Here is a 14,066-nt window from a genome sequence, read left to right as displayed (position 1 = left end):
AATGTGGGGCGGTCAGCCCATATGCCTGACCGCGACCGCCGTGGCGCCGGCGCGGTTCTCGACCCCGAGCTTCACGTAGATCTGCTCGAGATGCTTGTTCACGGTCCGCGGGCTCATGCCGAGGATGTCGGCGATGTCGCGGTTTGATTTTCCGCGCGCGATCCAGAGCAGCACCTCGGATTCGCGCGCCGTGACCCCGAGCTTTTCGCGGAAGACCGCGGCATGGTCGGCGCCGCTCTCCTCAGTGACGCGCAGCAGGATCTCGTCGCGGTCCGCGCGGCCGACGAAGGCGATCGACAGCGCGCCGCCGACGGCTTCGAGCTTCAGAGGGGCGAGGTCCGAGCGTCCGTCCTGCCGGGCCGAGAGCCAGCGCGAGAGCGCGGCGGGGAGCTTTTGGTCGCCGTCCTCTGCCGCCTCGGCGAGCGCGAGCAGGCGGTTGGCCTGCGGGGTCGACCAGACGATGCGGCCGGCGCCGTTCACCGCGAAGAGGTAGCGCCCCGTGGTGTCGAGCGCCGCGCGGGCGCTGCGCGACTTGCGCGCGTTGCCGATGTGGACGCGGATGCGGGCGATGAGCTCGTCGAGCACGATCGGTTTCGTCACATAGTCGACGCCGCCGGCCTCCAGCCCCTCGACGATCCGGTCGGTCTCCTTGAGTCCGGTCATGAAGATGATCGGCACGTCGGCGAGTTCGGGCAGGCGTTTCAGGCGCCGGCAGGTCTCGAAGCCGTCGAGGCCGGGCATCACCGCGTCGAGCAGCACGAGGTCGGGCGCGGCGTGGCGCACGGCCGCGATCGCGCTTTCGCCGTCGATCGCGACGAGCACGAGCATGTCGGCGCTTTCGAGCGCCGCGGTCAGCATCGCGAGCGTTTCGGGGCTGTCGTCCACCACCAGGACGACGCTGCGGCCGCCGCCTTCAGACATCGCCGCGCTCCCGCGTCGTCTCAGGCTCGAGCATCTTCATATAGCCGCGCAGATCGAAGGCGCGGATCTTTTCGCGCGCGGCGGTGACGAAGGGGCCGGCGCCGAGATCTGCGGTTTCGAGCTCGATAAGCTTGGCCTCTATGCCCGCGATGTAGCCCATTTCGCCGAGCCGGGTCAGCTCCTCGACATGGCGGGCGGAGGGCCGCGGCGGCGGCGCGTCGAGGACGGGGAGAGGGGCTAAGGAAGGGGCCTCGGTCTCGGTCACGAAGGTCAGTCGCAGCAGGCGCTCCACATGGCCGAGCAGCGCCTGCAGGTCGATCGGCTTCGGCATCGCGGCGTCGTGGTCCGGCGCGCGCCCCTCCTGTCCCGATGATTCGCCAATGTTCGCCGACATCATGATGATGCGGATGTCGGGCGCGGCCTCGCGAAGCTCGCGGGCGATCTCCCAGCCGGATTTTCCCGGCATCGAGACGTCGAGCAGCACGAGGTCCGGCATGCGGTGCGACGTGATGTGCAGCGCCGCCGCGCCGTCGTTCGCGGAGAGCATCGTGAAGCCGATCGGCTCCAGCGTCTCGCGCATGAGATTGCGCTGGTCGCCGTCGTCGTCGACCACGAGCACGAGCCGCCGCCGCCCGAGATAGCCGACGACGCGCTCGGTCGCGACGACCGGCGGGCGGGCGTTCGCGGCGTGCGGCAGCATCAGCTTGACCTTGAAGGCGCTGCCGCGCCCGGCCTCCGTTTCGAGCGAGATTTCGCCGCCCATCACCTCGACCAGCAGCTTGGTGATGGTGAGGCCGAGCCCCATGCCGGGCTGGAGGTTGGCGAGCGCCGCGCCGCCGCGTTCGAAGGGCTCGAAGATGCGGTCGCGGTCCTCCGGCCGGACGCCGTGACCGGTGTCGAGAATCTCGAAAGTCGCCACCTGGCTGCGATAGGTCACGCGCAGCGTCACCTTGCCGGCGTCGGTGAACTTCACGGCGTTCGACAGCAGGTTGATCAACACCTGCCGCAGCCGCTTGCCGTCGCCGCGCACCACCGGCGGCAGCGCGCCGTCGCCCTCGAAGGCGAAATCGACGCCCTTGGCCGTGGCCTGAAGACGGAACATGTCGGCGAGCTGGGCGAGAAATTCGCGAGTCCAGATGTCCTCGCGCGAGAGCTTCAGCCGGCCCGCCTCCACCTTCGCGATGTCCAGCAGCCCGTCGAGCAGGCCCGCAAGGTGCTCGGCGCTGCGGCGGATGACGCGCACGCCCGTCTGGGCTTTCGGAGACAGGCCGGATTCCGCGTCAAGCAGTTGCGCGTAGCCGAGCACGGCGTTGAGCGGCGTGCGGAGCTCGTGGTTGATGCCGACCACATAGCGGCTTTTAGCGAGATTGGCGGCCTCGGCCACTTCCTTGGCGCGCTGGAGCGCGGCGTCGGTCTTCTTGTGCGCCTCGATCTCGCGCATCAGCGCGGAGGTCTGGCGCGAGGATTCCTCCTGCGCGATCTCGCGGCTTTCATGCGCGAGAACGAACAACCAGGCTGCGACGCCCGCGATGATGGCGAGGATCAGGAACACCGCCCAGAGCGTGCCTGCGACGGCCGCGGCCTCCTCGGGTGCCGTCTTGGCCGCGATGAAGTGCACGAGCAGCAGGACGAGGCTCAGGATCCCGAGTAGGGTCGCGAACACGCCCGAGAAATGCGCGGTGCGGGTGTTCAGCCGCGCGATCCAGCGTTGCGGCATCAGCGCTGTGATGACGTCGACGACCTGGGCCTGGTAGCGCGCATGCGGCTTGCAGCCGTCGCGGCAGCGCGCGTCGATCGAGCAGCAGAGCGAGCAGATCGCGCCCGAATAGACCGGGCAGTGCGCCATGTCCTCGGGCTCGAAGGCGTTCTCGCAGACCTTGCAGGTGAGAGACGGGCGCAGTCGCCATTCGGCGCGGGGCTTGCGCGCGAGATAATATTTCCCCCCGGTCGCGATCGCGATCAGCGGCGCCGCGACCATGGCGACGAGCAGCGCCACGAAGGGCGCGAGCGCCTGAGGGTAGGGGCCGAAGGCGCCGGCGTAGGAGACCATGGCGACCGCGGTCGCCACCACCATGGCCCCGACGCCCACGGGGTTGATGTCGTAGAGATGGGCGCGCTTGAACTCGATGCGCTTGGGGCTCAAGCCCAGCGGCTTGTTGATGGTGAGGTCCGCCACCAGCGCGCCGAGCCAGGCGACCGCCACGATCGAATAGAGCCCGAGCGTGTGCTCAAGCGTCTTGTAGATGCCGGCCTCCATGAGAAGGACGGCGATGCCGACGTTGAAGAACAGCCACACGATCCGGCCGGGATGGGCGTGGGTGAGCCGCGAGAAGAAGTTCGACCAGGCGATCGAGCCCGCATAGGCGTTGGTGACGTTGATCTTGAGCTGTGACACCACCACGAAAGCTGCCGTCAACCCGAGCGCGACCGCCGGCCACGAGGTCACGTAGCCGAAGGCGATGAGGTACATCTGGGTCGGCTCGCCGGCGTGGCTTGCGGGCACGCCGTGGCGGAGCGCGAGGATGGCGAGGAACGATCCGATCAGCATCTTGACCGCGCCGGGGATGATCCAGCCTGGCCCCGCCGCGAGCAGCGCCGACCACCAGGCGGCGCGGCCGCTCACCTTGCGCTCGGGCATGAAGCGCAGGATGTCGACCTGCTCGCCGATCTGCGCGACGAGCGCGAACACGACCGCGCCCGCGGCGCCCGCGCCGAGCAGGTTCAGCGTTCCGCCATGCGGGTTCGCTCCTTCGTAGCCGATCCATTGCGCGAAGCTCGCATCGCCCTTGGCGGCGATGAAGATCAGCGGGGTGAGGTGCAGGATGATCCAGAGCGGCTGGGTCCAGACCTGGAACCGGCTGATCCAGGCGATGCCATGGGTGACGATCGGGATCACCACCACGGCCGACACGATGTAGCCGATCGCGAGCGGCAGCCCGAAGCAGAGCTCGAGCGCGAGCGCCATGATGGCGGCCTCGATCGCGAAGAAGATGAAGGTGAAGGAGGCGTAGATCAGCGACGTGATGGTCGAGCCGATATAGCCGAAGCCGGCGCCGCGGGTCAGCAGGTCGATGTCGAGCCCGTCGCGGGCCGCGTAATAGGCGATCGGGAGGCCAGTGAGGAAAATGAGCGCCGAGACCACGACGATCGCCGCAAGCGCGTTCTCGAAGCCGTAGCTCAGCGTGATTGCGCCGCCGATCGCCTCGAGCGCGAGAAACGACACCGCGCCGAGCGCCGTGTTGCCGACCCGGACCGCCGACCAGCGCCGCGCCTTCTTGGCGGTGAAGCGCAGCGCATAGTCCTCGAGCGTCTCGTTCGCGACGAACTGATTGTAGCGACGGCGAACGGGGACGATGCGGAGCCGATCAGTCAAGATCTGCCGCTCCTGAACGCAAAATCGCCACGCCCTGCCTTAACGCAGTGCAAAAAACCGCCTCCCAGACAATCTCGCCTTTGTGGAGCAAGACTCTTGCCGCGCCGGAGGTTGAGCCGCGATCTCCCATTCGCGCCAATGGTTTCGCGCGCGAGACGCGACCCTAAGCAGGGCGTCCGGCGGTCCATATACGTCAACCAACGTATATGCTGCGACGCAAAAATCGCGCGAGCCTGACGATCGATAGCCAGTCGCGGGGACTGGCCGACGGAGGGTTTGATGGCGGAACATGACGAGGCTGGCCATTCGCGGCTGCGCCGACAGATTCTCATGGGCATGGCGGCCGCGCCGCTGGCCGGCCTGCTGCCGAAGACCGCCTTCGCCCAGGCGCCCGCCACCTCGGCGGTGAACACGACCGGGCTCGCGGTCACCGACACCGAGGTGACGGTCGGCATCCTGCATTCGGCGACCGGCACGATGGCGATCTCGGAGACGGGCTCGATCCAGGCCGAGAAGCTCGCGATCGAGCAGATCAACGCCATGGGCGGCGTGCTCGGCCGCAAGATCAAGTTCATCCAGGAAGACGGCGCGTCCGACTGGCCGACCTTCGCCGAGAAGGCCAAGAAGCTGCTCGTGCAGGACAAGGTCGCGGCCATCATGGGCTGCTGGACCTCGGCCTCGCGCAAGGCGGTGCTGCCGGTCATCGAGCAGTACAACGGCATGCTCTACTACCCGACCTTCTACGAAGGCCTCGAGCAGTCGAAGAACGTCATCTACACCGGCCAGGAAGCCACCCAGCAGATCCTCGAGTCGCTGAACTGGGTCGTGAAGGAGAAGGGCGCCAAGACCTTCTACTTCATCGGTTCGGACTACATCTGGCCGCGCACGTCGAACAAGATCGCGCGCAAGCACATCGAAAACTTCATGAAGGGAACGAAGGTCGTCGGCGAGGAGTACTTCCCGCTCGGCCACACCCAGTTCAACTCCGTGATCAACAAGCTGAAGCTGACCAAGCCCGACGTGATCTTCACGGACGTGGTCGGCGGCTCGAACGTGGCGTTCTACAAGCAGCTCAAGGCCGCCGGCATCAATCTCGACAAGCAGATCCTGATGACGATCTCGGTCACCGAGGACGAGATCGACGGCATCGGCGGCGAGAACATCGCGGGCGCCTACTCCTGCATGAAGTACTTCCAGTCGCTCGACAATCCGAACAACAAGGAATTCGTCGCGGCGTTCAAGAAGATGTGGGGCGAGAAGACCGTCATCGGCGACGTGACCCAGGCCGCCTATCTCGGCCCCTGGCTCTGGAAAATGACCGTCGAGAAGGCGGGCTCCTTCGACGTCGACAAGATCGCCGCCGCCTCCGACGGCATCGAGTTCACCAAGGCGCCGGAAGGCTACGTCAAGATTCACGCGAACCATCACCTCTGGTCGAAGACCCGCGTGGGCCTCGCCCAGAAGGACGGCCAGTTCAAGGTGGTCTACGAGAGCCCGGACCTCATCGAGCCGAACCCCTTCCCCAAGGGCTACCAGTGATGTGACCGCCGGGGCCGGACGCCGAGAAGCGTTCCGGCCCCGCGAGCTTTCTGCCGGGATCGTCTTCCGGGCATGGCGCAGCGATCGGCGCCTCGTTTGCAAGACGATCCTGAATCGGCCTTGGCCGTCCGGGACGACGGCGTTTTCGCGGGGACACGCACATGTTCGGAGAATATTCGCTCGGCGATCTCGGATCGATCTTCGCGATGCAGGGCTTCGCGGGATTGATCCTTTTCTCCGTCTATCTGCTGATGGCGCTCGGCCTCGCGATCATCTTCGGCCAGATGGGCGTGATCAACATGGCCCATGGCGAGTTCATGATCCTCGGCGCCTACGTCACCTGGCTGACGTCGGTGTTCTTCACCGAGCACCTGCCCTCGCTGTTTCCCATCTACTTCTTCGTGGCGATGGCCTTGGCGTTCTGCGCGTCAGGAGCCTTGGGGATGCTGGTCGAATGGGCGCTGATCAAGCGCCTCTACAAGCGCCCGCTCGACACGCTGCTCGCGACCTGGGGCCTCAGCCTCATTCTTCAGCAGGTCTACCGCTCGGTCTTCGGCCCGCGCGAAGTGGGCGTCACGCTGCCCGACTGGATGATGGGCTCCCTGCCCGTCACCGACGTGGTCGAGGTCCAGATCAACGGCCTGTTCGTGATGGGTCTGACGCTGCTGATCACCGTCGCGGTGTTCTTCATGATCTTCCGCTCGCGCTTCGGCCAGCAGATCCGGGCCGTGGTGCTCAACCGCCAGATGGCGGGCGCGGTCGGCATCGACACCGAAAAGGTCGATCGCCTCACCTTCGGCCTCGGCTGCGGCATCGCCGGCGTCGCGGGCTCGGCCTTCACGATGATCGGCTCCACCGGCCCGACCGCCGGCCAGCTCTACATCGTCGACACCTTCCTGATCGTCGTCTTCGGCGGCGCCGCGAGCCTCTTCGGCACCATCGCCTCGGCCTTCTCGATCTCGCAGACCCAGTCGACGCTGGAGTTCTTCCTCTCCGGCTCGATGGCCAAGGTCATCACCCTGCTCACCGTCGTCGGCATCCTGATGCTGCGGCCGCAGGGCCTGTTCACCCTCAAGGTCCGTCGCTGAGGAGCCGCGCAGATGAAAACCGCTCCCTCCTACATGGACCGCAAGGATCTTCTGGCGCTCGCCGTCGTCGCGGCCCTGCTGCTGGTCGTCTTCCCGCTGGCGCTTGACGGCTTCCGCCTCAATCTCGTCGGCAAGTATCTCACCTACGCCTTCGTCGCCGTCGGCCTCGTGATGTGCTGGGGCTATGGCGGCATTCTCTCGCTCGGCCAGGGCCTGTTCTTCGGCCTCGGCGGCTACGGCATGGCGATGTACCTCAAGCTCGAGGCGTCGTCGGTCGAGAACACCAAGATCCAGTCGACGCCCGGCATCCCGGACTTCATGGACTGGAACCAGCTCACCTCGCTGCCCTGGTTCTGGGAGCCGTTCCACTACTTCATCCCGACGCTCTTCCTGATCGTCCTCGTGCCGGTCGCCTTCGCGCTGCTGATTGGCTCGGCGATGTTTAAGCGCCGCGTCTCTGGCGTCTATTTCGCGATCATCACCCAGGCGCTCGCGGCCATCGCCACGATTCTGATCATCGGCCAGCAGGGCTACACCGGCGGCGTCAACGGCATCACCGACCTGCGCACGCTGATGGGCTGGGACATCCGCACCGACAGCGCGAAGTTCGTCCTCTACTTCGTCAACGCCGTGCTGCTGATCGGCGTCGTTTGCTGCGCGATGTTCGTGCGGGATTCCAAGCTCGGCCGCATCCTGGTCGCGATGCGCGAAAAGGAGGACCGTGTCCGCTTCTCCGGCTATTCGGTCGCGAACTTCCAGATCTTCGTGTTCTGCCTCGGCGCCGCCTTCGCGGCGATCGGCGGCGCGATGTTCACCTTGCAGGTCGGCTTCATGTCGCCGTCGCTCGTCGGCATCGTGCCCTCGATCGAGATGGTGATCTTTTGCGCGGTCGGCGGTCGGCTCTCCATCTTCGGCGCGATCTACGGGACGCTTCTGGTCAACTACGCCAAGACCAGCTTGTCGGAGAGCTTCCCTGAGCTCTGGCTGCTTGGCCTCGGCGGCCTGTTCATCGCGGTCGTCCTGTTCTTCCCGAACGGCCTCGCGGGCATCTGGCGCGACTACGTCCAGCCCTCGATCGACCGGGTGTTCAAGCTGCGGTCGAAGGACCCGACCGATCCCGGTCATGACGTCGCCAAGGCCGCGGCCGCGGCCGCCGAGTGAGGAGCTGACCCATGACCCCGATCGGCACGCCCGCAAAAGAATTCCTGCTCTCGGTCGAAGGCCTCACCGTCTCGTTCGACGGCTTCAAGGCGGTCAACGACCTTTCGTTCTACGTCGACGAGAACGAGATTCGCGTGATCATCGGCCCGAACGGGGCCGGCAAGACCACGGTGCTCGACCTCATCTGCGGCAAGACCAAGTCGACCGCCGGCTCCATCCGCTTCCGCGAGAAGGAGCTCACCAAGATGAGCGAGAGCCAGATCGTGCTCGCGGGCGTCGGCCGCAAGTTCCAGACGCCCTCAATCTATGACGACCTGACGATCTTCGAGAACCTCGAGATCTCCTACCCGAAGGGCCGCTCTGTCTGGGGGGCGCTCACCTTCAAGCGCGACCAGGCGGTGCGTGACCGGGTCGAGGAGGTGGCCGAGCTCATCTTCCTCAAGGACCGGCTGCACGACAACGCCGCCTTCCTCTCCCACGGCCAGAAGCAGTGGCTCGAGATCGGCATGCTGCTGATCCAGGACCCCGAGCTCCTGATGCTCGACGAGCCGGTCGCCGGCATGAGCGTCTCCGAGCGCATCAAGACGGCGGAACTGCTCAACACCATCATCAAGAACCGCTCGGTGCTCGTCATCGAGCACGACATGAAGTTCGTCGAGGACATCGCCCACAAGGTGACGGTTCTCCATCAGGGCAAGATCCTCTCGGAGGGCTCGATGGAGAAGGTGCAGTCCGACCCGAAGGTCATCGAAGTCTATCTCGGGCACTGAGGAGCGGACGATGCTGGACGTCGAAAACCTGCACGTCGCCTACGGCCAGAGCGAAGTCCTTCACGGGATGAGCTTCGGCGTCGCGACCAACGAGATCGTGGCCATCATGGGCCGCAACGGCATGGGCAAGACCACGCTCATGAAGACCATGATGGGCATCCTGCCCACCACCGCAGGCGCGATCCGTCTCGGCGGAGAGGAGATCAGCGCGCTGAAGAGCCACCAGCGCGTCAAGAAGGGCGTCGCCTACGTGCCGCAGGGCCGCATGGTGTTCTCCACCATGACGGTGAAGGAGAACATCGAGACCGGACTTTCGGCCTCGGGCGACCGCACCGTGCCCTCCGACATCTACGAGCTCTTCCCCGTCCTGCTCGAGATGAAGGGCCGGCGCGCCGGCAACCTCTCGGGCGGCCAGCAGCAGCAGCTCGCGATCGCCCGGGCGCTCGCGACCAAGCCCAAGGTGCTGCTGCTCGACGAGCCGACCGAAGGCATCCAGCCCTCGATCATCCGCGAGATGGCGCGCACGCTGCGCCGCATCCGTGACGAGCGCGGACTTTCCATTATCGTGTCCGAACAGGTGCTCAGCTTCGCGCTCGACGTCGCCGACCGCATCCTCGTCGTCGAGAACGGCGAGATCGTCCATGACGAGCCGCGGGCGGCCGTCGATGAAGCAAAGGTCTCTAGGTACTTGTCCGTCTAAGTCTCTGTCCGTCTGAGCACCTGTCCGTCAAACGGAGGGCTAAGAATGACCGACTACGAAACCTTCGAACTCGGCGACATCGTCCTGTCCGGCGACGCGACGCTTCGCGCAGCCAAGCTCGCCTACAAGACCTACGGGACGCTGAACGCCGCCAAAGACAACGTCATCGTCTATCCCACCTGGTATTCGGCGAACCACGCCGACAACGAGTGGATGATCGGCGAGGGCATGGGGCTCGACCCCACGAAGTACTTCATCATCATCCCCAACATGCTCGGCAACAGCGTCTCGTCCTCGCCGAGCAACACGCCCGAGCCCTACGACCGCGCGCGCTTCCCGCGGATCACCGTCTACGACCAGGTCGTGCTGCAGCACCGGCTGGTGACCGAGAAGTTCGGGATCGAGAAAATCAAGCTCGTCTGCGGCTGGTCGATGGGCGCCGCGCAGTCGTTCCAGTGGGGCGCAAGCTTCCCCGACATGGTCGAGCGCATCCTGCCCTTCATGGGCGCGGCCAAATGCTCGCGGCACAATTTCGTCTTCCTCGAAGGGGTCAAGGCGGCGCTGACCGCGGACGCGGCTTTCAAGGAAGGCTTTTACGACGAGCCGCCCCGCAAGGGTCTTCGCGCCGCGGCCCGCGTCTACGCCGGCTGGGGCTTCTCGCAGACCTTCTACCGCAAGTTCCTAGACCTCCAGATCCCGGAGCGCCCGTTCGGCGGCCGCGCGCCGGACGTGCCGTGGAACTACTCCTCGCTCGAGGATTTCCTCGTCTATTTCTGGGAAGGCTTCTTCCTGCCGAAGGACGCCAACGACCTCCTGTCGCTGATCTGGACCTGGCAGAACGCCGACATCTCGGGCGACCCGAAATACGGCGGCGACTTCAAGAAGGCGCTCGCCGGCATCAAGGCCAAGGCGATCGTCATGCCCGGCTCCACCGACCTCTATTTCCCGCCGGAAGACAGCGAGATCGAGGTCGCGCACATGCCCAATGCGGAGCTGCGCGTCTGCGTCAGCGACTGGGGCCATTTCGCAGGCGATCCGCGCGGCACCAGCCCCGACATCGCCTTCGTGGACGCGGCGATCAAGGACCTGCTCGCCAGCTGATTTCTCAAACGGGAGGACGAAAAACGTGACTGAGACGCTGATCAAGGTCGACCTGTCGCAGTCGGCCTACGACAACGACATGGTGCACAACCGCTGGCACCCCGACATTCCGATCGTGGCCTGGACCAAGCCCGGCGACGACTTCATCATCGAGACCTATGACTGGACCGGCGGGTTCATCAAGAACAACGACGATCCGTCCGACGTCCGCGACATCGACCTCACCATCGTGCACTTCCTGTCGGGCCCGATCGGCGTCGAGGGCGCGGAGCCCGGCGACCTGCTGGTGGTCGACATCCTCGACATCGGCGCCAAGGCCGAGAGCAACTGGGGCTTCAACGGCTTCTTCTCGAAGAACAACGGCGGCGGCTTCCTCACAGAGCACTTCCCCCACGCCCAGAAGTCGATCTGGGACTTCGAGGGCATGTTCACCAAATCCCGCCACATCCCGGGCGTGCGCTTCCCGGGCCTCATCCATCCGGGCCTGATCGGCTGCCTGCCCGATCCCAAGCTGCTCAAGACCTGGAACGACCGCGAGATCCCCTTCGTCGAGAAGCACGCCGACCGCGTGCCGCCGGTGGGCACCGTGCCGTTCGCGCCGACTGCCCATATGGGCCGGCTCAAGGGCGAGGGCCGCGACAAGGCCGCGTCCGAGGCCGCCCGCACCGTCCCGCCGCGCGAGCACGGCGGCAACTGCGACATCAAGGATCTGTCGCGCGGCTCCAAGATCTACTTCCCCGTCTATGTCGACGGCGGGGGTCTCTCGATGGGCGACCTGCACTTCAGCCAAGGCGACGGCGAGATCACCTTCTGCGGCGCGATCGAGATGGCCGGCTGGCTGCATCTCAAGGTCGACGTCATCAAGGACGGCATGTCGAAATACGGGATCAAGAACCCGATCTTCAAGCCGTCGGTCATCACCCCGAAGTATGACGACTACCTGATCTTCGAGGGCATCTCGGTCGACGAGGCCGGCGAGCAGCACTACCTCGACGTCCATGTCGCCTATCGTCAGGCCTGCCTCAACGCGATCGAATACCTGAAGAAGTTCGGCTATTCGGGCGCGCAGGCCTATTCGATCCTCGGCACCGCGCCGGTGCAGGGCCACATCTCGGGCGTCGTCGACATCCCGAACGCCTGCGCGACGCTGTGGCTTCCGACCAAGATCTTCGACTTCGACATCAATCCGAACGCGGCCGGTCCGACCAAGTTTCTGGACGGCTCGATCGACATGCCGATCGCGTACGATCTCTGACACGAGAAGCGTCATCCCGGCCTTGGCGTCAGCCAAGAGCCGGGATCGTCCTCCGAAGAGGGCGCGTTCGACTGAGAATGATCCCGGATCGTCGGCCCCGCCGCCGTCCAGGATGACGGCCTGGCGCCAGCGAGGGTTTGAGCATGCCCGTCTACGATTACGCCTGCGACGACTGTGGAACCTTCACGGCGCTGCGGCCGATGTCGGCCTTCGACCAGCCCTGCGGATGCCCGGACTGCGGAGCGCAAGCGCCGCGCGTGATGCTGGTCGCGCCCGCGCTCGCCACCATGAATTCGGCCCGCCGGATCGCCGCCGCGACCAATGAACGGTCGTCGAACGAGCCGAAAAGCTCGAAGTCGCATGCGCCTGGTTGCGGGTGCTGCTCAAGCCGTGGGCTGAAGCAGCCCTCTTCGGCAGCGAAGAGTTTCCCCAAGGCGCGCCCCTGGATGATCAGCCACTAAAAACCGGGCTCATCCGCCTCATTTCGAGTCTGCAGGCCGCCCGAAAAATGGGCTCGGCGACCATCTTTTGCGCCCATTCAAAAAGCTGTTGCAAAAAGTCCATAGTTCTATTTTGCGTTGCGGTAACAATCTGAGATCTCTTGTAAATTCACGATGAGTCTGGCCAGTTTCAATCGCCTTATCTCATCGGGGAACGCCATCATGAACGCTCTTTTCAAGGCCGCAGGCGCCGCCGTCGTCGCGGCCGCCATCGGCTCCTTCGCGCCGACCGCCGCCTCGGCCGCCGACATGCCGGAAATCATCGACGCCACCACCACGCCGTTCGACATCGCGTTCGGCGTGAAGGGCACCAGCGAGTGGGTGCTGCGCGGCATCTCGCAGACCAAGGGCGAGCCCGCCGTGCAGGGCTACGCCGAGCTTCAGGCCTATGGCCTGCTTTACGCGGGCATCTGGGCCTCGAACGTCAACTTCGGCGGCGCGTCCGATCCCGCGACTGAAATCGATTACTATGGCGGCGTCCGCTACAGCTTCGGCCAGCTCTCGCTCGACGCCGGCTACGTCTGGGTTGACTTCAACGGCGGCGTGAAGGGCGTGCGCCAGCTCGACTACGGCAAGGTCTACGGCATCGCGAAGTTCGCCGTGACCGAGGACTTCGAGATCGGCGGCAACGTCTATTACGGCGGCGACTTCATCAATCTCGGCGCCGAGATCGTCCACGCCACCGCCTTCGCCAAGTACAAGCTTCCCTTCGAGCCGATGCCGGGCGTCGGCAGCTACATCTCGGGCTCGTTCTCGAAGCAGTGGACCAGCAAGAACTTCTCGCCGGACTACCTCTACTGGGACGCCGGTGTGGGCGTGACCTATAAGGCGATGACGCTCGATTTCCGCTATCACGACAGCGACCTGTCGCGTCGTGAGTGCTTCGTCAGCATCGGCCAGTTCAACTCGTGCGGCGACCGCTACGTGGTCAGCCTCTCGTTCGACACCGCGCTCAGCAAGTTGAAGTGACGCCTAGGCCGCCGCGCCCGCTCTGGCGCGGCGGCCGCTTTTCGTCGGCAAGCGAAGTCTCAGGCCTCACGGACGTCGCTCAGACGGCCGCCGCCCTGGCCGGCGGCGCGCAGACGGTGAGCCACCACGTCTCGAGCGCCTCGCGGCTCGGATCGACGTAAGCGGCGAGACCTCCTGAATAGCGCGCCCAAGCTTCTGCGAACTGGGGAGCGACCGCGGTGACGATCGGGACGTCGCGCGCAGCCGCTGCGGCGAAGGCGTCCACGAGGCCGCCGCGCTCAGATTCGAGCTTTCCGAACTTGGCGAGCACAGCCACGTCGCAGCCACGCTCGATGGCGTCGAGCGCGTCCTGGCAGGAGTCCGACACGCCCACGGCGTCGAGCTGGCAGGCGAGCGACCCCGATCCGAGATCCTGTCCGATGATCCGCCGCCGGCCGCTCGTCAGGTCCCGCAGCGCGCGGCCGGAGCAGCCCTGGCCCGGCGCCCCGCTGAACTCCTCGACGCAGCCCGCGACCCGGATCCCTTCGACCGCGCGGGCGCGCGCGAACTCCGCCAGCCTCACCTGAACGACGAAGCCGGCCGCTCCCTGCAGCGCGACGATGCGAACGGCCAAGATCCTGGTTGCCGCGTTGTGTCGGACCGGCGCGCCGGTCGAACGACGATGAGGAACCATAGATCGCATCGGCGGT

General features: G+C 65.7%; 12 protein-coding genes. 9 read left to right on the top strand and 3 right to left on the bottom strand.

Annotation, left to right across the window (positions count from 1 at the left end; genetic code table 11):
* Positions 1-12: 12 nt before the first annotated feature.
* Positions 13-921: a response regulator transcription factor gene (locus ACFOWB_RS19350; protein WP_378148866.1), complete on the bottom strand. Its 909-nt coding sequence runs from the start codon at positions 919-921 to the stop codon at positions 13-15.
* Positions 914-4,294: a hybrid sensor histidine kinase/response regulator gene (locus ACFOWB_RS19345; RefSeq protein ID WP_378148865.1), complete on the bottom strand. Its 3,381-nt coding sequence runs from the start codon at positions 4,292-4,294 to the stop codon at positions 914-916. The genes ACFOWB_RS19350 and ACFOWB_RS19345 overlap by 8 nt, the downstream gene beginning before the upstream one ends.
* A 279-nt stretch (positions 4,295-4,573) precedes the next feature.
* Here ACFOWB_RS19345 and urtA point away from each other — a divergent pair, with 279 nt between their 5' ends.
* The 9 genes from urtA to ACFOWB_RS19300 all read left to right on the top strand — a co-directional run bounded on the left by urtA (position 4,574) and on the right by ACFOWB_RS19300 (position 13,377).
* On the top strand, positions 4,574-5,833 hold the full coding sequence (gene urtA, locus ACFOWB_RS19340; RefSeq protein ID WP_261402022.1) for an urea ABC transporter substrate-binding protein: 1,260 nt from the start codon (positions 4,574-4,576) through the stop codon (positions 5,831-5,833).
* Between the two features lie 161 nt (positions 5,834-5,994).
* The gene (urtB, locus tag ACFOWB_RS19335; RefSeq protein ID WP_261402023.1) at positions 5,995-6,921 is read left to right on the top strand and encodes an urea ABC transporter permease subunit UrtB; all 927 of its coding nucleotides are present in this window, start codon (positions 5,995-5,997) and stop codon (positions 6,919-6,921) included.
* 33 nt (positions 6,922-6,954) lie between these two features.
* Positions 6,955-8,082: an urea ABC transporter permease subunit UrtC gene (urtC, locus tag ACFOWB_RS19330; RefSeq protein WP_378148903.1), complete on the top strand. Its 1,128-nt coding sequence runs from the start codon at positions 6,955-6,957 to the stop codon at positions 8,080-8,082.
* A gap of 11 nt (positions 8,083-8,093) precedes the next feature.
* A complete protein-coding gene (gene urtD, locus ACFOWB_RS19325; RefSeq protein ID WP_378148864.1) occupies positions 8,094-8,852 on the top strand; it encodes an urea ABC transporter ATP-binding protein UrtD in 759 nt (252 codons plus the stop codon).
* A gap of 10 nt (positions 8,853-8,862) precedes the next feature.
* Positions 8,863-9,552, top strand: coding sequence for an urea ABC transporter ATP-binding subunit UrtE (urtE, locus tag ACFOWB_RS19320; RefSeq protein WP_378148863.1), 690 nt, complete (start codon positions 8,863-8,865; stop codon positions 9,550-9,552).
* A 45-nt stretch (positions 9,553-9,597) separates the two neighbouring features.
* Positions 9,598-10,653 carry an alpha/beta fold hydrolase gene (locus tag ACFOWB_RS19315; RefSeq protein ID WP_261402025.1) on the top strand — a complete coding sequence of 352 codons (1,056 nt, stop codon included), beginning with the start codon at positions 9,598-9,600 and terminating at the stop codon, positions 10,651-10,653.
* A gap of 25 nt (positions 10,654-10,678) precedes the next feature.
* Positions 10,679-11,908: a formamidase gene (gene fmdA / locus ACFOWB_RS19310; RefSeq protein WP_261402026.1), complete on the top strand. Its 1,230-nt coding sequence runs from the start codon at positions 10,679-10,681 to the stop codon at positions 11,906-11,908.
* A 143-nt stretch (positions 11,909-12,051) separates the two neighbouring features.
* The gene (locus tag ACFOWB_RS19305; RefSeq protein ID WP_261402027.1) at positions 12,052-12,369 is read left to right on the top strand and encodes an FmdB family zinc ribbon protein; all 318 of its coding nucleotides are present in this window, start codon (positions 12,052-12,054) and stop codon (positions 12,367-12,369) included.
* 201 nt (positions 12,370-12,570) lie between these two features.
* Complete coding sequence (locus ACFOWB_RS19300; protein ID WP_261402028.1) at positions 12,571-13,377, top strand: TorF family putative porin; 807 nt, start codon at positions 12,571-12,573, stop codon at positions 13,375-13,377.
* Between the two features lie 79 nt (positions 13,378-13,456).
* Here ACFOWB_RS19300 and ACFOWB_RS19295 read toward each other — a convergent pair whose 3' ends face one another.
* Positions 13,457-13,990: a DUF2478 domain-containing protein gene (locus ACFOWB_RS19295; protein WP_261402029.1), complete on the bottom strand. Its 534-nt coding sequence runs from the start codon at positions 13,988-13,990 to the stop codon at positions 13,457-13,459.
* Positions 13,991-14,066 lie beyond the last annotated feature (76 nt).

The sequence above is a fragment of the Chenggangzhangella methanolivorans genome (assembly GCF_042648545.1).
Taxonomy (GTDB): Bacteria; Pseudomonadota; Alphaproteobacteria; order Rhizobiales; family Methylopilaceae; genus Methylopila; species Methylopila methanolivorans.
The sequence above is the reverse complement of the archived record's forward strand: the minus strand, read 5'-3'. Positions and strand labels throughout refer to the sequence as shown.